Origin of the sequence: Sporosarcina luteola, from assembly GCF_023715245.1 — a bacterium.
In the GTDB taxonomy this organism is placed as follows: domain Bacteria; phylum Bacillota; class Bacilli; order Bacillales_A; family Planococcaceae; genus Sporosarcina; species Sporosarcina luteola_C.
This window is the reverse complement of sequence record NZ_JAMBNV010000006.1, coordinates 32,816-53,261: the sequence shown is the minus strand read 5'-3', so window position 1 is coordinate 53,261 and position 20,446 is coordinate 32,816. Positions and strand designations below refer to the sequence as shown.

Sequence of the window (20,446 nt, the reverse complement as noted above, 5' to 3'; positions counted from 1 at the left end):
TATGTACGAAGGGTTTGATATTTGGACGTTTTTAGTTGGTTTGCCATTGGGGTTAGTCATATGGGCAATCGTCTGGTTCTTTGTAAGGAAAAAAGGGATGAAAGAGCGCATTTTTGATGAAAGATATGCGAATCTCCATCGACACGCGAGATCGATCTCCTGGAAGGTGATGACTGGTGCAATTTTAATTGCTTGGATCATCGTCATGATTGTTGAAGGGGCGAAATTGGCGTTTTTCATCCTTACCGCGCTTTGGGTCATTCATATGCTTTCATGGGCGATAGGAGCAGCGATTGTTAATAAACATCATTGATCGAAAGGCGGGTAATAATAAGCGGATTTAATGAAACTATCTCTCTAGTAATTACGTAATAGAAAGAAGCCTGTAATAGGAAGGGGATAAACAATGTCATTGCAACTTGAAAACGTAACGAAGCGGTTCGGGGATTTCACCGCTGTCGATCATTTGAATCTAACCGTGGATAAAGGCTCCATGTACGGATTCCTTGGCGCAAACGGGGCGGGTAAGACGACTACGTTCCGGATGATTCTAGGATTATTGAACGCGAATGAAGGTCATATCACTTGGAACGATAAAACAATCTCTTATGCAACGAGTCCTGAAATCGGCTATTTGCCTGAAGAGCGGGGACTGTATCCCAAGATGAAAGTTGAAGATCAGCTCATTTTCCTTGGCGAGCTGCGCGGGATGAAAAAGGCGGATGCGAAGAAGTCGATCGATTATTGGCTCGAACGGTTCGAAGTTTCCCAAAACAAGAACAAAAAAGTGGAAGAGCTGTCGAAAGGGAACCAGCAGAAGATTCAAGTTATCGCAGCACTTATGCATGATCCGAAACTGCTCATCCTCGATGAACCGTTCTCGGGCCTTGATCCGGTGAACGTAGAAATGTTGAAGAAAGCGATCACCGATTTCAGGAATAACGGCGCGACGATCCTATTTTCCAGCCACAGGATGGACCATGTGGAAGAATTATGCGAGAAGCTGAGCATCATCCATCACGGCAAACAGATTGTAAGCGGCTCGCTCCGGGATGTGAAACGCTCATTCGATAGGCAAAATGTGCGAATTCGTTCCGATTATGATCTGACGGGACTCGGCAGCGTGCCGGGAGTCCTTTCCGTCGCCCATTCGGTCGAAGGAGCTGTATTCCAAATCGAGGATGAAAAAGTCGCGAACGATTTGCTTTCTGCTGCATTGGAAGCGGGGCCTCTCCGTCATTTTGAAATCGAAGAGCCTTCCTTGCAAGACATATTCATCGCAAAGGTGGGGAAAGAATATGCGTGAGTTTTGGATCATCTTTAAACAGGCATTTACGTCAAAGGCAAAATCCAAGTCCTTCATTATTACTACTGCACTCATGATTGCAGGTATATTCCTGCTCTCAAATATATCAAAGATCATCGATACGGTGCAAAATGTAACCGGAGCAGGAGATTCACAAGAAGTCCTTCAAGTCGTGGATGAGAGCGGCATCATCGTTGACAGACTTCAATCGCAGTTGGAAGCAGGAGAATACGATATTTCAGTCAAAGCGGCTACTGAATCGGAGGCAGCTCTTGCTGATAAAGTATCTTCTGGCGAGATCGAGTCATTCCTAGCTCTTTCAGTTGATGAACATGGTACAATCCATGCTAATTATACGACAATGAGCATGATTGACTTTTCAATACCGCGACGCATCCAGGAGGCATTGCAATCAATTCAGACTGAACTGAAAGCCGAGGAGCTTTCACTGACAGGTGCACAAGTGCAAACGTTGTTTACACCGATCCAGTTTGAGCAGAAGAATGTTTCGAGGTCTGCAAAATCGGAAGAGGAACTTGGCCAGGCGAGAGTCCTCGTCTATGTCCTCATGTTTGTCATCTATTTTGCAGTCATCTTGTATTCGAGCATGATTGCGATGGATGTAGCGAACGAAAAATCTTCGAGAGTGATGGAAATCCTCATCTCGAGTGTCTCACCTGTGAAGCATATGTTTGCAAAGGTGCTAGGTATCGGATCACTAGGGATTTTACAGATCCTCATTTATGGAGTAGCAGGCTTTATCGCCTTAAAGACGTCTTCTACGGAAGTGCCTGGCGAGTTTTCCGATTTCTTGAGCATACAGGATGTTAGCATCAGCACATTAGTATACGCAGCAGTGTTCTTCCTGCTCGGCTATTTCCTTTATGCAACACTTGCCGCATTATTAGGTTCTTTGGTCAGCAGGACGGAAGATGTCCAGCAAATGATCATGCCGATGTCCTTACTCATCGTGGCGGCATTCCTCATTGCCATGACGGGCTTGGGCAATCCCGAAGTCGGCTATGTCACGTATTCATCGTACTTCCCGTTCTTTGCACCACTCGTCATGTTTTTACGGGTAGGTATGCTCGATCTTCCTTTGTGGGAACCGTTGCTGTCAATCGCCATTATGCTGTTGACGATTTTCATCCTCGGTTGGTTCGGAGCGAGAGTGTACCGTGGCGGCGTCCTCATGTATGGACCTTCACGTTCACTGAAAGACATCAAAAAAGCGATTCAATTAGGGAAAGAGTGATAATTGCCGTTTTTCGTCGGGAAGTTCGACGGAGAGCGGCTTTATCTATGATATATATTTTCTATTATCCTTTCGCATATGGTAAAATTAGAACAAATATTCGTCAGGAAAGGGGAGGGGGCTCCTTGTCTACAATCCGTTTTCTCCATACGGCTGATTTGCATCTCGACAGTCCATTCAAAGGGATGACAGGACTGCCGCCAGCACGTTTGAATGAATTGCGGGAGAGCACGTTCACCGCATTTAACCGATTTATTGACTATGCCGTGGAAACGTCTCCGGACTTCATTGTAATTGTAGGAGATTTATATGATGGCGAAGACCGTAGCTTACGTGCACAGCGGAAGTTCCAAGATGGAATGGAAAAGTTGCATGAAGCGGAAATTCCTGTCTATATCACGTATGGGAACCATGATCATCTGAGTGGGAATTGGACCCGTTTCGAACTGCCGCCAAATGTCCACGAGTTTTCCGGTGACGTGGAAGAAGTATCATTGACGGTGAGAGGCATGGACGTTGTGCTCCACGGCTTCAGTTATCCGAATAGGCATGTCCGGGAAGAAATGATCAGCAACTACCCGACTGCGTCGGATAATCAATCCTTCCATATCGGACTATTGCACGGCAGTCTAGCCGGAAATGAATCGCATGCGGTCTACTCGCCTTTCACAATCGGGGAGCTGCAGTCGAAGCATTATGATTACTGGGCACTTGGCCATATCCATGTACGCCAACACTTATCGGAAGATCCGCCGATTGTCTATCCGGGGAATATCCAAGGACGCCACCGGAATGAATCGGGTGAAAAAGGTTTTTTCGATGTAGAGCTTAGTAAATCGGAGGCGATCTTGACATTCATTCCGACATCAGCCGTTCATTTTGGGAAAATCCAAATTCCTTGTGTCGATATCCGGCATGCGAATGAATGGCTTGCCGTCTGTGAGGATGCGCTACTTTCATTCGTTTCCGAACATGGGCCGTCTGTCGTCGATGTTGAAATTCTCAATCTCGACGAGGAAACCGCCGCCTTTTTTGCACAAACAGCCGAAGACATATGGCTGGAAACTATCCGTGAAATATTGGATATGCATGAACCTTTTGTGTGGGTACAGCGTTTGACCGTACTAAACACTTTCCATAGGCAAGAAAACAATTCGCTCCTGGAATCCGTCCTTGGACAAGTCGACAGCTGGTCAGAAAACGATTGGAAACATGTGCTTGGAGACGTTTATCAACATGTCCGGACAGCGCGATACCTTGACCCGTTGAAGGAAGAAGATATAAAAGATTTACGGAATGAAGTTGAGAAACTCCTGTTGAATGAATTGCCGACAGTGCTGGAGGTGAATAGATGAAAATTCGAAAGTTAGTCATTTACGGCTTCGGGAAGCATGAAAACAAGACAATCGATTTCCGTGACGGCATAAATGTAATTTACGGCCACAATGAAGCGGGCAAGACGACAATCCAGCAATTCATCGTGCAGACGCTTTTTGGCTTTCCGCAAAAGAATAGCGCACAGCTTCGATATGAACCGAAAGCAGGCGGTAAATTTGGCGGTCAAGTCCATTTGCATGATGAAGTTTATGGAAATTGCATCGTAGAACGGGTGCAAGGAAAATCATCTGGTGACGTCACCGTCTATTTCGAGGATGGCACGACAGGCGGCGAAGAAGCTGTAAAAGCATTGGTACGGCAATATGACCGGGCTTCATTTGAATCAATTTTTTCGTTCTCTATTCTTCAATTGCAAGGCTTCGAACGGATGGACGAGACCGAATTAAGCCGGACGCTCCTCTCTTCGGGCACAACAGGTGTCGACACATTATTGCGTGTTGAAAAAAAGATGGAGAAGGAAATGGGGGATTTATTCAAGAAATCTGGCCGTAATCCTGAAATGAACGTCCGGGCCATCGAGTTGAAGGAGATGGAGAAAGAGCTGAAAAGTGAACAGGAGCGGATGGCAACCTTTGCTCCGAAAATGGATAGGATCCATGAAATAGAAAGGGAATGGCTAGAAGCGAAAGCGGCATATGAATCGTTGCGGGACCAATATCGTGCACTCGAACTGGAGCTGCAATTATTGCCGTTGAGAGAGCGGAAGCGTAACCTTGCAAGAAGGCTGGACGAAGTACGGAAATCTTCCTTTCCGTCTGACGGCATACGTCGATTTGAGATGATCAGCGGCAGATTGACGGAGCTGGAGGCGAAGAAGCGCGGTCTGAGTGCTGAGCTAACGGCAATGGCGGAGAAAATCCCTACTTATCCGCGTCCCGAAATGCTTACGGAAATGGAGCGATTGCTTGCACGAGAGCCGGAATGGCATGAGTGGCGGTCAGCTGTTGGCTCCATCCATGAAAGGTTAACTCAGCTGAATTTGAAGAGGATGCGCCTGCTCGATCGATTAGGCTTGGATACATCGGACGAGCTGTTGCAGGCCGACGTTTCGATTCATCAGGAAGAGTTTCTATACGGACAACTGCAGGAACTGAATGATATGAATCAACAGATCGGGTATATAGATCGGCAGCTTACCCAATTGGAGAACGAACTTCGCGACATTCGAACCGACCAGCTTTCATTGCAAAAGAATTCCCCTACGGAAGCGGAAAAGAAACAAGCTGAAGAGTGGCCGTCGATCCGAAGGCGATTGGCTGAAGCGAAAGCGTATGTACACATGAGCCGCTCAAGCCGGGATGATGGAAACCCGCAACTGCTTTGGATGGTTCTACTTGTCGCAGCTGCCATCTCCATTGTAGGGTTGATCGGGGACCAATGGATAGTCGTCGGACTTGGTGCGTGCCTAGCGGTCATTGCCGCACTTTCAAAAATAGGCAAGCGCAGCGATCAGCCGTCACTCAAGAATGTTGAAATGGAGCGTTTCATTAACGAATATGCAGGACAGGAAGCGGAGATGGAAGCGCTCATCGTAAAAGTGCAAGACTATGAACAGAGGCACAGCTTGCTAGAAGAGGCAGCCAAGGCGAATGAACGGAAGATGGGTGTGCTGGAGGAAGAGTATGGGGCAATCGTGCAAGAGAAGGAACGTCTCGAACAATCAATAAGCGAATTCTTTGTTGCCTATGGCCTGCGGAAAATCCCGAATCCGGGCATCCTTCATGAGTTTTTCGGCATGGCACGCTCGTTGCAGGAAATAGAACGCGAGCTGGAAGACGCTGCACGCCAATCTGCAGAGATACAAGACAAAATCCGCATGAGGCAAACAGAGGTCGAACGGCTTGTTCCGGCGGGGGCATCCGAATCGTCGATCTATGAGAAATTGCGGTCTGACTATCTGTCTGTAAAAGAAAAAGCGCAAGCGTTTAAAGCCTTAACGCAGAAGATTGAAGAAACCCAAATGCAGAAACAGGAAGTGGGAGAGCTGCTATCTTCCTTGCGCAGTCAACAACAAGATTTATTCACAGAAGCTGGAGTAGAGACGGAAGAGCAGTATTACAAAGCTTATGCCGACTATCAGGAATCGTTGACGTTGATGCAGCAACTTGAAGATATCGAATCCCAGTTGTCAGTGCATGGCGCTGGTGAGGATGTTAGCGGCCGTTCGGAAGGAGAGCTCCGAGAAGAAGTCCATGAAGTTGAAAGACGTCTAGCAGACCTCGAAGAAATAATGAATTCGTTTGTGAAAGAAAAAGCCTCATTGGAAGTTGAAACGGAGAAGCTGTTGACGGATGACTCCTATCAGCGGAAACAACAACTGTTTGAAATGAAGAAGGCGGAGTTTGGCGAGCTTGCGAAACAATGGTCGGTCCGCCAAGCGGTTGTTGAAGCGATTAAAGGCATGATGGAGGAATTAAAGGAGAAGAAGCTGCCCGAAGTGCTAAATGGAGCGGAAAAACTGTTTAGTGAACTGACGGGAGGCACTTACATGTCACTCGCATTATCGGAAAATGGATACTTCCATGCCGTTGCCCAAGATGGAAGGCGGTATCCAATTATTGAACTTAGCCAGGCGACAAAGGAACAGGCGTATATTGCTTTGCGCTTGTCGCTTGCAGCCGCAAAAGAAAAAACGGCACCTTTTCCACTAGTAATGGATGATCCTTTTGTCCACTTTGACGAAATGAGATCATCACGTATGTTTAAAATAATGGAGCGGCTAAGTGCGAAGCATCAGTTCATCTATTTCACATGTCATGATAAGATAGTAGAATACTGGACAAATGCTACGATTATTAACGTTTCCGACATTGGAAGCGCCAAGGGGGCGATGATAAGGTGAAAAAAATTTTGGAACATCAAGTCGGGGAGCCGGTTGAGCTTTATTTACTCATTAAACAATCGACGAAGGGGATCACTCAACAGGGGAGCCCGTTCATGACACTCATTTTGCAAGATAAAAGCGGTGATATCGAGGCGAAGCTTTGGGATGCCGGTGAAGAGCATGAACGTCTGTATGCTGCTGCAACAATCGTCAAAGTCGGCGGAGAAGTGCATGAATACAGAGGGAAAAACCAGCTGCGCATTAAAAGCATCCGTCCTGCGAAAGAAGACGAAGGTGTGACGATATCGGATCTCGTCCCATCTTCCGCAAAGAGCAAGGAAGTGCTTTATGAAGAGCTGCTGCAATACTTCTTCGAGATGAAAAATCCGCATATCCAGCGGATCACGAGACATCTATTGAAAAAACACCAATCAGATTTCCTCGTTTACCCTGCTGCTACTAGGAACCATCATGATTATGTGTCTGGGCTTCTAGATCATGTCGTATCCATGTTGAAGCTCGGAAAGGCGATTGCCGAATTATATCCTTCTTTGAATAAGGATCTTCTATATGCAGGAATCATCTTGCACGATGTCGGGAAAGTGATCGAGCTATCTGGTCCTATCGGTACGCAATATACAGTGGAAGGGAACTTGCTCGGCCATATTACAATCATGGTGAATGAAATATCGAAAGCAGCGGACGAACTCGAAATTCATGGGGAAGAAGTGATGCTTCTTCAGCATATGGTCCTCTCCCACCACGGCAAAGAAGAGTGGGGAAGCCCGAAACGTCCGATGTTGATGGAAGCGGAAATACTTCATTATATCGATAATATCGATGCGAAAATGAATATGCTTGATCGGGCGATGTCTAAGACGGCGAACGGTGAATTCACAGAAAGAATTTTCCCACTGGACAACCGATCTTTCTACAAACCGAATATTGAATAGAAAAAAGGGCTGTCTGCAAGTCGATGGATGATCGATTTGCAGACAGCCCTTTACAATCTTATTTCTTTTCTTTATCTTCCTTATCAGCTGTTGCTGGCAAGTAGCTGTCCAAAGCTTTCTTGAACTCATCGACTTTAATATCGACGTCAGCCGCTTTAATCAATTCTTGAAGCTTCTCTTCGAATTGGACACGTTTCAATCCATCTTCAATTTCAGTTTTAATTTCTTCTTCTGTCTTCTCAGTTTCAGCTTTACGAGTGTCGAGCATTTCAATGATATGGTAACCGAAGCTTGTTTTTACAGGTTCACTGATTTCACCTTTTTTAAGGGAATATGCCGCATCTTCGAACTCTTGTACCATTTTGCCCGGGCCGAACCATCCGAGGTCTCCGCCTGTTTGTTCTGCAACAGGTTCAGTGGAATATTCTTTCGCCAATTCAGCGAAATCTCCACCATCCTTCACTTTCGCCAATACCTCTTTCGCAGTATCTTCGTCTTTAACAACGATATGGCGAGCATGAATTTCCGTTTTTGCACGTTCCACGCCTTTTGCGATCTCTTCATCAGACACTTTCAATGACTCGATCATTTTCTTCTGGATCATTTGGGATTTTACGTTCTTTTCAAAGAACTTTTCAGAGACGCCTTGTTGTTGGAGGTACATCTCGAAATTATCTCCTAGCGCATCTTTTTGTGATTTAACTTCTTCTTTCCATTCCTTGTCCGAAACTTTGTACTCCGTTTCCAACACTTGTTGAAGAAGCAAGTTTTCCATTACTGGTAGGCCAACTGCATCTTTCATTTCCTCATATAGATCTTCTTTTGTAATAGTTCCGACTTTAGTTGTGGCGATGATTTCCTCATCAGCCGCTTTTTGATCACTACATGCAGCCATTGTTAATACTGAGGCCGCCATTGTCATAGCAAGGACTGTCTTTTTCATGGTTTTTTCTCCCCTAACTTTTCTCTACAACAGTTGATACTATACCATAAAAACGATCATAAAACAAAAAGGTTCCTTACCAAATGCCTAAAACGAGTAATCATTGGTTGCATAGGATACTAGGAGAGAGGAGGTGCCCTAATGAGTGGATATGGCCATGGCTCTTCTGGATTCGCTTTGATTGTTGTGCTGTTCATTCTGTTGATCATCGTCGGAGCTGCGTACTTGTACTAAAAGAAAAAGTCCAACTCCCTGAAATAGGGGGCTGGACTTTTTCAATCTTATACGTTCAATAGCACTTCAAGATAGAACGAAAGAATCAAGATCGTAATTAAGATATTGACTGTGCGATATATTTTTGGTTGCTTTTCTTCAGGGATTTCCCGCGATTGACATAACGCGAAAGTCATCTTATTGATTTGGAATAAATAAAACAATGAAAACATGACAGTAACGATAAGGATCAAATCAATTCCTCCTCTTTAAACCTTCACTTCATCATAGCAGAATCATGTCGGAAATGACATTATTTTTCATCGGCCGTCTGCAATTCAGCGGTCTCTTGCGGTTCTCTTTCGGAATGGTTCAAAGAGGCCAGGTCATCGTCAAAAGAATTATCGATCCGTTTGAAACCAAGTTCGAATATTTCCATGAAATCTTCCCCGTAAATATTCCGGATGACAGACATGACTTCCAAAAACTCAGGGAACTTCCCATAAATGCCTTTCATCGGAAGCGAGCCGTCCAGGATTCCATGATCTGAGTCATAATAGCGTTCATTCATGCCATTAAGTAGTTCTTCACCTTCCTCGGTGACAGATACATATGTATTCCGACGATCGTCGTCTTTCTTGAAGAATTGCAGATATCCCCGCTCTTCAAGTTTCTTTGAAAAGTTGAAAGCTGTGGAGACGTGCATGACGCCGAATTTTGCGATGTCCGAAATGGTTGCGCCTTGAAGATGGTATGCAATCCATAGAATATGGTGTTCATTAATATTCAAGTCATAAGGTTTTATCCATTGCTGCCAATCCTTTTCTACTGCTTTCCAAAGTGCTTTTGACATCTGGGCAACGCGTTGACTATAAATCATTGCTTCTTTTGGGGAAAATTTTTGCTCAGTCATGAAATACCTCCAACATCAAATAGTTTGTCTTTTTCATTATAGCAGGAAAATATCAAATAAAGAAGTTGAAATTCTAAAAATACTATATATTCTTAAATGAATTGATGTGTCGACAGTTAAAATGGTGGGGTTTTCCAAGTGGTTTTGGGGTTGAAAAACTATTCTGTATACGTTGATTTCCGTTTCAGGCGGACGCTTTCCGCGGGCACGGCTTCAGCCGCTTCCTTCGCTACGCTCAGTCCAGGGTCTTCAGCTCGCGCTGTTCCCGCTGGAGTCGCCGCCTTACACTTCAATCTACTTCGATTCTTTTTGCAAATGAATACATATTAAACGCACTTAGAGATTTCTTTCAGTGCGTTAGATACCTTCATAATTTAAGGGAGATACATTTATTCTTCTACACTATCCAACTGTTTGTAGTAATTATCTACAATCGGATGAATATCTGGGGTTGAGTCATAATAGGTGTTACCAATATTATTTAACGTGAATTTAAATTCTCTTTCACCATCAAAAAGAGTAATACCGTACCGCCAACCTACACGTTTTTCTTGATTGTTTTGCGGAGTAAATTCTATATCTTTAATTAAAGTTAGAAATTCATCAATCTGTTCTTGATTAGTTATTGTTTTTGAAGAGCCAGTTGAACCGTCTTGAATGATGACTTTATCTACATTTACGATTTTTGCATTCATATAAAATGTTTCTAATGATTGTGTCTTTCCATTTGTACAAGCCGAAACCATAAATAGACTTGCCAACAAAATTAAAAACGCATTTTTTTTCAATTAATCCACCTCTAATGGTAGTAGAAATCCAGACCTTGTTCAACCGACTGTGCGGGTTAATTAAGAAGGAATAAGATGTTTGAATGTAGAATTCATTTATGTAACACACTTCCATTTCTGAAATTAGTAAAGGGGATGCACGTAATGACGGAGGGCTTTTTAAAAGTTCAAGACGTACTTGAAAATTACAGATCGGCTGTTTACGAAAAAGATGTTGAAAAGTTCTTATCCCTGTATGCTTCCGAAGTGCATATTTATGATTGCTGGGGGAACTGGGAGAGCAAGGGTATTTCTTCATGGAAGGAGAATGTGGTGGAGTGGTTTAAAGGACTGAGTGCGGATGGTATTTTACTAAAAGTCGAGTTTGATGATCTAGTAGTTGAAGAAAATTCAGATCTGGCATTCGTTCATTGTGCTGTGACGTTTGCTGCTTACCTAGAAGATTCTTGTGAGAAACTTCGTCAAATGACAAATCGGTTTACATTTGGTTTAAAAAAATCGAATGAATCGTGGGTCATCGCTCATGAACATTCATCATTACCTATAAATATGGAAACTGGTAAAGGGATATTTAATGTGAAATAAAAAAAGAGCAGCGGCTGACGGAAAGCAATATAGCCAAACTCAATATATATCGAGTTTGGCTATTATCAAGTCTATGATTTCTGTTGTTCTGCTATCGATTGTTCCAATTCAGCTAGTGACGTCTGAATCGCTGAAAGTTCCTTCTCGAGCTTTAGTCTATTCGAATCGGTCGAGAGTTGCCATTGGTCGATAGACCCCTTAATTCCATTAACCGCATCAGGAACTAACTCACTCGCTTCCTTCGTCATATGTGTGATAGAGTTTTTCAACTCAGCAATTCTTCCTTTCACGTCACTCAATTTATGTTTCATGTCAGTTGAAGCGCCCTTAACGGTCGAGCGGATTTCGCTGCCCGTTTGCGGAGTGGAAAATAATACAGTGACAGCGGCCGTCACCGAACCTGCAAGTAAACCCGCCAAAAACGTAGATGCTTTCATGGAGTGCACTCCTTTCATTTCGAATAGTATTCCTTTTCATAGTTTAATTAAAACATGGCAAACTGTTTCGGGCAAATGAAAAAAGCTTTCCCCATGAGAGGAAAGCTTTTAGTTTGAATTGGATAATGCTGTTTTAAATGAAGTACGCTTCAACAAAGTTTGAATGATCGGGTAGATGATGAAAAATACTATACCGTTCATAGCGATTGCGGGTAGGACGACTGTTACGAACAATAATCCAAAAGGTACTTTCGCGCCAATGACGAAAATGGCGACGGATAGAAAAATTGTTCCTGAAAGCAGTGTTCCGCAGCAAGCGATGATTGTTGAAACGATAATATGGTTTGCAGCTTTTCTAAGTAGTGCAATGACCGCAAAAACAATAAACGCCGTAATGAACTTATCGATGATATTCGGTATGAATCCTCCTGGGAAACTTGTAAAGATCCCTGATAGGACTCCGGTCGTCGCTCCCAGTAAAAAGACGCTCTTGACGTCCGGGAATAAAAAGATGCCGATGAACATCATCGTCAGCATGAAGTCAGGCTTCATGCCTTCACCGTAACCCGGTATGACCAAGTACAAAGCAGCACCGACTGAAACCAATAGCGCCATCAACATAAGATTTTTCGTATTCAATTCTCATCTCTCCTCAACTGGACTCTATTTTTTGCTCTCCTGACGTATCCTCGTGATCGTCAGCGAAAACTTATGAAAAGTATACTGGTAATTTCATGGAATTGCAAGTCTTATTATTCGCTGAAACGGCTTCGGATCTGATTCGCGATTTCTTGGATCCGTTCTTGAGGAAATTCCTCTACCTTCGGATTCCAGTCTGACTCGAAACCGTCCGTTTGATCATATCTCGGGATGAAATGCATGTGAAAGTGGAACACGGCTTGTCCAGCTGGAGCTCCATTGTTTTGAAGCAAGTTCATTCCGGCAGGCTTGAACTCCTCTTTTAAAAGGTTCGCGATTTTCGGGGCTACAGAAAAAAGTTGCGAAGCTTCTTCTTCCGTCACATCATAAAGGTTTTCCCGATGGATTTTCGGGATAAGCAACACATGCCCTTTCGTCACAGGCATGACATCCATAATGACAACGACGTTCTCGTCTTCATAGATTTTCTCGCTGGGGAGGGTGCCTTCTACAATTTTACAAAAGATACATGATGTCATTTGCGGTCATCCTTTCCGATTGTCAGTCTCCACATTAGGAGTAGTATTCATTAATGACACAAGTGTAGCATATTTTCAGGTAATGCGTGAAAGATGGACAAAGCATTCCGGTCTGATGTTTGGTAAAATGGAAACTAGAATGGAGGATGACTATGGCAATTCTTGAAGTGAAAGAAGTGACAGGCGGGTATACACGTAAGCCTGTTCTGCATGAATTATCATTTGAAATCGGCAAGGGTGAGCTCGTCGGCTTAATCGGCTTGAACGGTGCCGGGAAAAGTACAACGATTAAACATATTATCGGACTGATGAATCCGCATGAAGGCGAAATTGTAGTGAATGGCGTCACGTTTCGCGAAAACCCTGAAGTTTACCGTAAAGCGTTCACATACATTCCTGAAACACCGATTCTATATGAAGAGCTGACGCTGAAGGAACATCTTGAATTGACAGCGATGGCATATGGACTGGATCATGAATCGTTCGAGGCGCGTACTGAAATACTTTTGAAAGAGTTCATGATGGAGAAGCGGCTGAATTGGTTTCCATCTCATTTCTCGAAAGGGATGCGGCAAAAAGTCATGATTCTTTGCGCTTTTTTAGTGGAACCTTCCCTGTATATTATCGATGAGCCGTTTGTCGGACTTGACCCGATCGGGATTCGTTCTTTGCTTGATCAAATAGAAGAAAGAAAAGCAAATGGCGCTTCCGTATTGATGTCTACACATGTGCTTTCCACTGCTGAAAAGTATTGCGACCGGATTATTCTGCTGCATGAAGGACGGGTAAGGGCACAAGGGACAATGGATGATTTGCGGAAAGCCTTCAACAGGCCAGGTGCCACTTTGGACGAGCTCTATATTTCAATGACCGGGGATCATGATCATGAACAGCTTGCGTGAGATTTGGGGCGATCGTTTTATCCGTTATATGAATGAACTGCAAAAGTATATGAGGTTCGTCTTCACCGGCCATTTGGCAATTGTTCTTCTCTTTACGATAGGGGCGGGCGGATACGCGTACAGTGAATGGTTGAAGGAAGTGCCATCCGAATTTCCTTCAGCAATCCTCGCTGCAGTCCTCATCGGGGCGGCTTTATCAATTGGCTCACCGATTACGTTACTGAAGCCTGCAGATATCGTCTTTTTCCTTCCGATGGAAAATAAGCTTGAAGACTATCTGAAACGGTCACTGCGCTATTCACTAGTTTCCCAGCTTCCAGTGCCCTACATTCTATTCATCGTCCTATTGCCATTGTTGGCGGCAACTGATGTCGCTGGAAAACCGCAATTCATTCTGACGGCCATCGTCATTTTCCTGGTTAAATGGAAGTATGTAGAGACGGAGTACTATTACCGCCGCGCCAATGAAGGGGTGGGAATGTGGAAGGACCGTCTTGTCCGGTTCGTATTGGCTTCTCTTCTCTTGTATGCGGTGCTTACAGGAATTTCTTATTTAATCCCTTTAATTCCTCTAGTCGGTGTGCTGATGGCAGTCTATTATTTATTCTGGAAGAAAAGAAGCGTTGCAAACCCGTTTCCTTATGAACATTTCATAGCGCTAGAGCAAAATCGTATGATGCGTTTTTACCGATTCGCAAACTATTTCACGGACGTTCCGCATTTAAAAGGATCGGTCAGTCGCCGTGCATGGCTCGGATTCCTTATGCGTCCTGCAAAATACGGACAAGCATCGCCTCAACGCTACTTGCTGCGAAGGACTCTTGTGCGTACAGACGATATTTTTTGGCTATGGGTCAGATTGACCGCATTATCGGTAGTAGGCGTCGTTCTCATTCCTTTCCCGATCGTCGTCTATATTTTCATTGGGGCATTGGCATTTGCATCATCCATCCAGTTGGTCCATGCACTACGGGCGGGGGATGACTTCAGGATGGATATGTTGTTCCCTGAAACGGACAATACGAGGCAGTCTGCCATCCGGAAAACAGTTAGCGGCGTTCAACTGCTGCAGTCAATTTCTGTTCTCGTGGCTGGCCTCCTGACATTCGGCGTATCCTTGACGCCTGTGATCATGGCGGTCATTGTCTTCGTCGTTTCCGAAGCGACAATCCGTGTTTCCAATGAAAAGTCGGAAGAAGTATGAATAATCGATGTGAAAAAATAAAAATAGAATATTCCCAAAAACCTTGCAACTGAAGCCCGAAGTTATGTATAATGAAAAAAAGGCATCAGGGGTGAGGGAAATGGAAAACAATTATTCATATGCCGAGTTCTTAAAAGCCGTGGGGAAAAATAGTACATCGCTTCAAGCGGAGAGATTGTTAAATGATATTTATATGGATCTATTCCTGAACCATATTCATCGGGAGCAAACGAAAAAACGTCTCTTGCGGCTGATTGATCTTGCACTTGATGATAAGGACGAGTACGCTTTCAAAAGTCTGACGGATGAACTGATGAAACTTGAAGAAAATTAAACAACGTAAGCGGGCTGCTAGCTAATCAATCAATTAGCTGAGCAGGCCCGCTTTTTATTATTGTATCGGCCAGCTCCTCGAGTCGCTTCGGTCTTGAAGCAAAAGGCAAAAAGCGCCTTTTATCCAAGCCCTCCATCGCTTGTCGGAGCTAAACGGGCCGCCTCCATTTTTGTTTTGAACGTATGTTCTCTTATTTCTTTGGACTTGGCAGAGTCTATGTTAAAATAGAGATAATTCATTTGGGGAGGGGCTTGCATGGTCCAGAAATTCGATTTACACGCTCCTTACGTTCCGTTGGGCGACCAGCCTGCCGCCATTTCGCAGCTCGTGGAAGGCATCAAGGAAGGCAAAAAGCATCAGACGCTTTTAGGGGCGACCGGAACAGGGAAGACGTTCACAGTTTCAAATGTTTTAACAGAAGTTAATAAACCGACACTAGTCATTGCACATAATAAAACACTCGCCGGCCAATTGTACAGCGAGTTCAAAGAGTTCTTTCCGAATAATGCGGTTGAGTATTTCGTCAGCTTCTATGATTTCTACCAACCGGAAGCATATATGCCGCATACGGACACTTATATAGAGAAGGACGCGACAATTAACGACGAGATCGACAAGCTACGCCACTCCGCTACATCTGCCTTGTTCGAAAGGAATGATGTACTGATCGTAGCATCCGTATCTTGCATTTACGGCCTTGGTTCGCCTGAGGAGTACGGAAAGCATGTCGTATCGCTCAGGTCAGGCATGGAAATTGGGCGGAATGATCTCCTCCGGCGATTCGTCGATATCCAATATTCAAGAAACGATATTAGTTTCACACGGGGGACATTCCGTGTCAGGGGAGACGTCGTAGAAATATTCCCTGCTTCACAGGACGAACATTGCATCCGCATCGAGTTTTTTGGCGATGAAATTGACCGTATCCGTGAAGTCGATGCTCTTACAGGTGAAATTTTAGGCGAACGTGAACATGTCGCGATCTTCCCTGCATCCCACTTCGTCACGGGCGAAGAGAAAATGGTGAAGGCGATAGCGAATATCGAAACGGAATTGGAAGAGCGCCTCGCCGTGCTGCGCAAGGAAGATAAACTCCTAGAAGCGCAGCGGCTTGAGCAACGTACCCGCTATGACTTGGAAATGATGCGGGAAATGGGCTTCTGCTCAGGGATCGAGAACTATTCAAGGCATTTGACATTACGACCTGCAGGGGCAACTCCCTACACGCTGCTCGACTACTTCCCGGAAGACTTTCTGATGATTATCGATGAAAGCCATGTCACCTTGCCGCAAATCCGAGGCATGTATAACGGAGACCAGGCACGGAAACAAGTATTGGTCGATCATGGTTTCCGTCTTCCGTCCGCCTTGGACAACAGGCCGCTCATGTTTGACGAATTTGAGGGATATGTCAACAAAGCCATCTACGTATCTGCAACACCGGGTCCTTACGAACTTGAGCATACACCGGAAATGGTTCAACAGATCATCCGGCCAACCGGTTTGCTTGATCCAATCATTGATGTAAGGCCGATCGAAGGGCAGATCGATAATCTGATCGATGAAATTAATGAGCGTACAAAGCGCAACGAAAGGGTATTGATTACTACATTGACGAAAAAGATGTCCGAAGACCTTACCGACTATCTCAAGGATATCGGCATCAAAGTCCAATACTTGCATTCAGAGATCAAAACATTGGAGCGGATTGAAATTATCCGGGAACTCCGATTGGGTACCTACGACGTTCTCGTAGGGATCAACTTGCTGAGGGAAGGGCTCGACATACCCGAAGTTTCGCTTGTCGCGATTCTTGATGCCGACAAGGAAGGGTTCCTCCGTTCCGAACGCGCCCTAATTCAAACAATCGGCCGGGCTGCTCGTAACTCTGAAGGAAGAGTTATCATGTATGCGGACCGTTACACGGATTCGATGAAAAAAGCGATTGATGAAACCTCGAGACGTCGGGAAATCCAAATTGCGTACAATGAAAAGCATGGGATCACTCCGACGACGATCAAGAAGGAAGTTCGCGCCGTCATCAGGGCGACCCAAGTAGCTGAAGAAGATATCTCCTTCTTGGAAAAAGCGACGAAAGGCAAGAAATTGTCGAAGGACGAAAAATTGAAATTGCTCGCGACTCTTGAGAAGGAAATGAAGGAGGCGGCAAAAGCGCTTGATTTCGAAAGGGCTGCCGAATTGCGCGATACGATACTAGAATTGAAGGCTGAAGGGTGAAAATGCGATGAAAAACACGGAAATAGTCATTCAAGGTGCAAGGGTGCACAACCTGAAAGATATCGATGTCCGCATCCCGCGTGACAAGCTCGTCGTTATGACCGGCTTGTCCGGCTCGGGTAAATCTTCCCTTGCATTCGATACGATTTATGCGGAAGGGCAAAGACGGTATGTCGAATCGCTCTCCGCTTATGCGAGGCAATTTTTAGGACAGATGGACAAGCCTGACGTAGACGTGATTGAAGGGTTATCGCCCGCAATCTCGATCGATCAGAAGACGACAAGCCGCAATCCGCGTTCCACCGTCGGAACCGTAACTGAAATCTATGATTACTTACGATTGCTATTTGCACGGGTCGGTAAGCCAATCTGTCCGAATCACGGGATTGAAATCTCCTCCCAAACGATCGAGCAGATGGTCGATCGGATTATGCAGCTGCCGGAACGTTCAAGGCTTCAAATCCTTGCGCCTGTCATATCCGGCAGGAAGGGGACACATGCGAAGCTGATCGAGGACATTAAAAAGCAAGGATATGTCCGGATCCGCGTCAACGGGGATGTAATCGATCTCGATGATAATATCGAGTTGAATAAAAATAAGAAACACACGATCGAAGTCGTCATTGACCGGATAGTTGTAAAAGAGGGTATTGAGGCCCGTTTGAGCGATTCCCTCGAGTCGGCATTACGTTTAGCCGAAGGAAATGTATTGGTTGATGTAATTGATGTTGAAGAATTGCTGTTCAGCGAGCATCATGCATGTCCAATCTGTGGATTTTCCATCGGGGAACTGGAACCGCGCATGTTTTCATTCAACAGTCCATTCGGGGCATGTCCGGATTGTGATGGCCTTGGGACGAAGCTAGAGGTAGACCCTGATCTCGTCATCCCGGACAATTCACTAACTTTGAATGAAAACGCCATTGCACCATGGATACCAACGAGCTCCCAATACTACCCAGAGCTGTTGAAAACAATTTGCAAGCATTTCAAGATACCGATGGATGTTCCGGTGAAAGACTTGCCGGATGATGATCTGAATATCATCCTCTACGGTTCGAAGGAAGAAAAGATCAAATTTCAATATACGAATGAATTCGGCAATACACGGGTGAACAATATTTATTTTGAAGGCGTTCTCGCAAACGTGGAGCGCCGTTTCAAGGAGACATCTTCCGATTATATACGTGAACAAATGGAGAAATACATGGCAAGCCGTGCATGTCCGGCATGTCACGGATACCGATTGAAAGAGGAAACGCTCGCAGTTAAGGTGAACGGGACGCATATCGGGGAAGTGACGTCATTGTCCATTACGGAAGCCGATCGTTTTTTCAACAATCTAGTCCTATCCGAAAAGGATATGCAAATCGCGAGACTTATCCTGCGGGAAATCGCCGAGAGACTAGGATTCCTCATCAATGTCGGTCTGGATTATCTGACGTTGTCAAGAGCTGCCGGCACATTATCAGGCGGAGAGGCGCAACGTATCCGGCTTGCCACGCAAATCGGATCTCGCTTGACAGGCGTCCTCTATATATTGGATGAGCCTTCGATCGGCCTTCATCAGCGTGACAACGACCGCCTCATCGACACACTGCAAAGCATGCGGGATATCGGCAATACGCTCATTGTCGTTGAGCATGATGAAGATACGATGATTGCTGCGGATTATTTGATCGATATCGGACCTGGTGCAGGTGCTGCCGGAGGGCAGATCGTTTCAGCTGGAACACCAGAAGAAGTGATGAATGATCCGAAATCATTGACTGGCCAATATTTGAGCGGCAAGAAGTTCATCCCATTGCCGATTGAACGCCGCCAGCCTGATGGCAGGATCGTTTCAATCAAGGATGCGTCAGAGAACAATTTGAAGGATGTTGATGTGGACTTTCCACTAGGACAGTTCATTGCCGTGACAGGCGTTTCAGGCTCCGGGAAAAGTACGCTCGTAAATGAAGTGCTTTACAAAGTGCTTGCTCAAAAGTTGAACCGATCCAAGCAGAAACCTGGGAAATTCACTTCCATAACGGGTCTTGAGGAATTGGAAAAGGTCATTGAGATTGACCAATCTCCAATCGGACGGACGCCAAGATCGAACCCTGCAACCTATACAGGGGTTTTTGATGACGTTCGTGATGTCTTCGCCATGACAAACGAGGCGAAAGTGAGAGGCTACAAAAAAGGGCGATTCAGTTTCAACGTAAAAGGCGGACGCTGCGAAGCTTGCCGCGGAGACGGTATCATCAAGATTGAGATGCATTTCCTTCCTGACGTGTATGTCCCTTGTGAAGTATGTCACGGGAAAAGATATAACCGTGAAACACTTGAAGTGACGTACAAAGGGAAAAATATTGCGGATGTCCTTTCGATGACTGTCGAAGATGCACTCGTCTTCTTTGAAAACATCCCTAAGATTAGCAGAAAACTGCAAACGATTGTCGATGTTGGCCTTGGGTACGTTCAACTTGGACAACCCGCCACGACGTTGTCAGGCGGAGAAGCGCAAAGGGTGAAACTTGCCTCGGAATTGCATAAACGTTCCAACGGTAAATCGTTTTATATACTAGACGAACCGACGACGGGGCTGCATGTCCATGATATTGAAAAGCTGCTTCTCGTCTTGCAGCGGCTCGTCGATACCGGAAATACCGTCCTTGTCATCGAACATAATCTCGACGTTATCAAAACCGTCGATCACATTATTGATCTCGGACCTGAAGGCGGCGACAAAGGCGGCCAAATCATTGCAAGCGGAACTCCAGAGGAAGTGGCTGAAAATGGAGTCTCCTATACCGGGCACTATTTAAAACCGATTTTGGAACGCGACCGACAAAGAATGAAAGAGCTGATTGAAACCGCCGCTGGAAAAGAATGAAACCTTCTGATCGATGATTCGTATATATAGTAAGTGTTGAAGAAGTCTCCAGCGGTTTTGCTAAAGGCGGGGACTCTTATGCAAAGGAAATTTCAAG

Annotated in this window: 21 protein-coding genes; 13 read left to right on the top strand and 8 right to left on the bottom strand. The window is 45.0% G+C overall.

Annotation, left to right across the window (positions count from 1 at the left end):
* Position 1 precedes the first annotated feature (1 nt).
* The 6 genes from M3152_RS16950 to yhaM all read left to right on the top strand — a co-directional run bounded on the left by M3152_RS16950 (position 2) and on the right by yhaM (position 7,736).
* Positions 2 to 313, top strand: a complete 312-nt coding sequence (locus tag M3152_RS16950) for a hypothetical protein (RefSeq protein WP_251696967.1) — start codon at positions 2 to 4, stop codon at positions 311 to 313.
* Between the two features lie 93 nt (positions 314 to 406).
* Positions 407 to 1,306: an ABC transporter ATP-binding protein gene (locus M3152_RS16945; RefSeq protein ID WP_251696966.1), complete on the top strand. Its 900-nt coding sequence runs from the start codon at positions 407 to 409 to the stop codon at positions 1,304 to 1,306.
* On the top strand, positions 1,299 to 2,561 hold the full coding sequence (locus tag M3152_RS16940; RefSeq protein ID WP_251696965.1) for an ABC transporter permease: 1,263 nt from the start codon (positions 1,299 to 1,301) through the stop codon (positions 2,559 to 2,561). The genes M3152_RS16945 and M3152_RS16940 overlap by 8 nt, the downstream gene beginning before the upstream one ends.
* A gap of 125 nt (positions 2,562 to 2,686) precedes the next feature.
* Positions 2,687 to 3,916: a DNA repair exonuclease gene (locus tag M3152_RS16935; RefSeq protein WP_251696964.1), complete on the top strand. Its 1,230-nt coding sequence runs from the start codon at positions 2,687 to 2,689 to the stop codon at positions 3,914 to 3,916.
* A complete protein-coding gene (locus M3152_RS16930; protein WP_251696963.1) occupies positions 3,913 to 6,801 on the top strand; it encodes an ATP-binding protein in 2,889 nt (962 codons plus the stop codon). The genes M3152_RS16935 and M3152_RS16930 overlap by 4 nt, the downstream gene beginning before the upstream one ends.
* Positions 6,798 to 7,736 (top strand): 3'-5' exoribonuclease YhaM, encoded by a 939-nt coding sequence (gene yhaM / locus M3152_RS16925; RefSeq protein ID WP_251696962.1) that lies wholly within the window; start codon positions 6,798 to 6,800, stop codon positions 7,734 to 7,736. Before M3152_RS16930 ends, yhaM begins: the two co-directional genes overlap by 4 nt.
* A 58-nt stretch (positions 7,737 to 7,794) precedes the next feature.
* Here the strand turns inward: yhaM and M3152_RS16920 are convergent, their stop codons facing one another.
* Positions 7,795 to 8,679 (bottom strand): peptidylprolyl isomerase, encoded by an 885-nt coding sequence (locus M3152_RS16920; RefSeq protein ID WP_251696961.1) that lies wholly within the window; start codon positions 8,677 to 8,679, stop codon positions 7,795 to 7,797.
* 141 nt (positions 8,680 to 8,820) lie between these two features.
* On the opposite strand from M3152_RS16920, the gene M3152_RS16915 reads away from it, so the two are divergent.
* The gene (locus tag M3152_RS16915) at positions 8,821 to 8,913 is read left to right on the top strand and encodes a YjcZ family sporulation protein (RefSeq protein ID WP_251696959.1); all 93 of its coding nucleotides are present in this window, start codon (positions 8,821 to 8,823) and stop codon (positions 8,911 to 8,913) included.
* A 47-nt stretch (positions 8,914 to 8,960) separates the two neighbouring features.
* On the opposite strand, the gene M3152_RS16910 is transcribed toward M3152_RS16915, so the two are convergent.
* The 4 genes from M3152_RS16910 to M3152_RS16900 all read right to left on the bottom strand — a co-directional run bounded on the left by M3152_RS16910 (position 8,961) and on the right by M3152_RS16900 (position 10,593).
* On the bottom strand, positions 8,961 to 9,146 hold the full coding sequence (locus M3152_RS16910) for a hypothetical protein (RefSeq protein ID WP_060210602.1): 186 nt from the start codon (positions 9,144 to 9,146) through the stop codon (positions 8,961 to 8,963).
* Positions 9,147 to 9,205: 59 nt separating this feature from the next.
* Positions 9,206 to 9,805, bottom strand: a complete 600-nt coding sequence (locus M3152_RS16905) for an HTH-type transcriptional regulator Hpr (protein WP_251696957.1) — start codon at positions 9,803 to 9,805, stop codon at positions 9,206 to 9,208.
* Between the two features lie 158 nt (positions 9,806 to 9,963).
* Positions 9,964 to 10,098 (bottom strand): hypothetical protein, encoded by a 135-nt coding sequence (locus M3152_RS18040; RefSeq protein WP_285847281.1) that lies wholly within the window; start codon positions 10,096 to 10,098, stop codon positions 9,964 to 9,966.
* A gap of 96 nt (positions 10,099 to 10,194) precedes the next feature.
* Positions 10,195 to 10,593: a hypothetical protein gene (locus tag M3152_RS16900; protein ID WP_251696955.1), complete on the bottom strand. Its 399-nt coding sequence runs from the start codon at positions 10,591 to 10,593 to the stop codon at positions 10,195 to 10,197.
* A gap of 144 nt (positions 10,594 to 10,737) precedes the next feature.
* Here M3152_RS16900 and M3152_RS16895 point away from each other — a divergent pair, with 144 nt between their 5' ends.
* Complete coding sequence (locus M3152_RS16895; RefSeq protein ID WP_251696953.1) at positions 10,738 to 11,178, top strand: YybH family protein; 441 nt, start codon at positions 10,738 to 10,740, stop codon at positions 11,176 to 11,178.
* Positions 11,179 to 11,249: 71 nt separating this feature from the next.
* Here M3152_RS16895 and M3152_RS16890 read toward each other — a convergent pair whose 3' ends face one another.
* The 3 genes from M3152_RS16890 to M3152_RS16880 all read right to left on the bottom strand — a co-directional run bounded on the left by M3152_RS16890 (position 11,250) and on the right by M3152_RS16880 (position 12,793).
* Positions 11,250 to 11,615 carry a YtxH domain-containing protein gene (locus M3152_RS16890; RefSeq protein ID WP_251696951.1) on the bottom strand — a complete coding sequence of 122 codons (366 nt, stop codon included), beginning with the start codon at positions 11,613 to 11,615 and terminating at the stop codon, positions 11,250 to 11,252.
* 108 nt (positions 11,616 to 11,723) lie between these two features.
* Positions 11,724 to 12,254 carry a tryptophan transporter gene (locus tag M3152_RS16885; protein ID WP_251696949.1) on the bottom strand — a complete coding sequence of 177 codons (531 nt, stop codon included), beginning with the start codon at positions 12,252 to 12,254 and terminating at the stop codon, positions 11,724 to 11,726.
* Positions 12,255 to 12,367: 113 nt separating this feature from the next.
* Positions 12,368 to 12,793, bottom strand: coding sequence for an HIT family protein (locus M3152_RS16880; protein WP_251696948.1), 426 nt, complete (start codon positions 12,791 to 12,793; stop codon positions 12,368 to 12,370).
* 152 nt (positions 12,794 to 12,945) lie between these two features.
* Between M3152_RS16880 and M3152_RS16875 the strand changes: the two genes are divergently transcribed.
* The 5 genes from M3152_RS16875 (at position 12,946) to uvrA (ending at position 20,349) form a co-directional block, all read left to right on the top strand.
* Entirely contained in the window at positions 12,946 to 13,695 is a 750-nt protein-coding gene (locus tag M3152_RS16875; protein WP_251696946.1) for an ABC transporter ATP-binding protein, read from the top strand.
* Positions 13,679 to 14,899, top strand: a complete 1,221-nt coding sequence (locus M3152_RS16870) for an ABC transporter permease (protein ID WP_251696944.1) — start codon at positions 13,679 to 13,681, stop codon at positions 14,897 to 14,899. Before M3152_RS16875 ends, M3152_RS16870 begins: the two co-directional genes overlap by 17 nt.
* A 100-nt stretch (positions 14,900 to 14,999) precedes the next feature.
* Positions 15,000 to 15,233 carry an IDEAL domain-containing protein gene (locus M3152_RS16865; protein WP_251696942.1) on the top strand — a complete coding sequence of 78 codons (234 nt, stop codon included), beginning with the start codon at positions 15,000 to 15,002 and terminating at the stop codon, positions 15,231 to 15,233.
* A 255-nt stretch (positions 15,234 to 15,488) separates the two neighbouring features.
* Complete coding sequence (gene uvrB, locus M3152_RS16860; RefSeq protein ID WP_251696940.1) at positions 15,489 to 17,471, top strand: excinuclease ABC subunit UvrB; 1,983 nt, start codon at positions 15,489 to 15,491, stop codon at positions 17,469 to 17,471.
* Positions 17,472 to 17,478: 7 nt separating this feature from the next.
* Positions 17,479 to 20,349, top strand: coding sequence for an excinuclease ABC subunit UvrA (uvrA, locus tag M3152_RS16855; RefSeq protein ID WP_251696939.1), 2,871 nt, complete (start codon positions 17,479 to 17,481; stop codon positions 20,347 to 20,349).
* The last annotated feature ends 97 nt before the right edge of the window (positions 20,350 to 20,446 follow it).

What these genes read in the sequence shown, in the direction of transcription:
- M3152_RS16865 (WP_251696942.1), top strand. Translation starts at nt 15,000, where the DNA reads ATGGAAAACAATTATTCATATGCCGAGTTCTTAAAAGCCGTGGGGAAA.
- M3152_RS16930 (WP_251696963.1), top strand. Translation starts at nt 3,913, where the DNA reads ATGAAAATTCGAAAGTTAGTCATTTACGGCTTCGGGAAGCATGAAAAC.
- M3152_RS16920 (WP_251696961.1), bottom strand. Translation starts at nt 8,679, where the DNA reads ATGAAAAAGACAGTCCTTGCTATGACAATGGCGGCCTCAGTATTAACA.
- uvrB (WP_251696940.1), top strand. Translation starts at nt 15,489, where the DNA reads ATGGTCCAGAAATTCGATTTACACGCTCCTTACGTTCCGTTGGGCGAC.
- M3152_RS16875 (WP_251696946.1), top strand. Translation starts at nt 12,946, where the DNA reads ATGGCAATTCTTGAAGTGAAAGAAGTGACAGGCGGGTATACACGTAAG.
- uvrA (WP_251696939.1), top strand. Translation starts at nt 17,479, where the DNA reads ATGAAAAACACGGAAATAGTCATTCAAGGTGCAAGGGTGCACAACCTG.
- M3152_RS16895 (WP_251696953.1), top strand. Translation starts at nt 10,738, where the DNA reads ATGACGGAGGGCTTTTTAAAAGTTCAAGACGTACTTGAAAATTACAGA.
- M3152_RS16905 (WP_251696957.1), bottom strand. Translation starts at nt 9,805, where the DNA reads ATGACTGAGCAAAAATTTTCCCCAAAAGAAGCAATGATTTATAGTCAA.
- M3152_RS16950 (WP_251696967.1), top strand. Translation starts at nt 2, where the DNA reads ATGTACGAAGGGTTTGATATTTGGACGTTTTTAGTTGGTTTGCCATTG.
- M3152_RS16870 (WP_251696944.1), top strand. Translation starts at nt 13,679, where the DNA reads ATGAACAGCTTGCGTGAGATTTGGGGCGATCGTTTTATCCGTTATATG.
- M3152_RS16890 (WP_251696951.1), bottom strand. Translation starts at nt 11,615, where the DNA reads ATGAAAGCATCTACGTTTTTGGCGGGTTTACTTGCAGGTTCGGTGACG.
- M3152_RS16880 (WP_251696948.1), bottom strand. Translation starts at nt 12,793, where the DNA reads ATGACATCATGTATCTTTTGTAAAATTGTAGAAGGCACCCTCCCCAGC.
- M3152_RS16915 (WP_251696959.1), top strand. Translation starts at nt 8,821, where the DNA reads ATGAGTGGATATGGCCATGGCTCTTCTGGATTCGCTTTGATTGTTGTG.
- M3152_RS16945 (WP_251696966.1), top strand. Translation starts at nt 407, where the DNA reads ATGTCATTGCAACTTGAAAACGTAACGAAGCGGTTCGGGGATTTCACC.
- M3152_RS16940 (WP_251696965.1), top strand. Translation starts at nt 1,299, where the DNA reads ATGCGTGAGTTTTGGATCATCTTTAAACAGGCATTTACGTCAAAGGCA.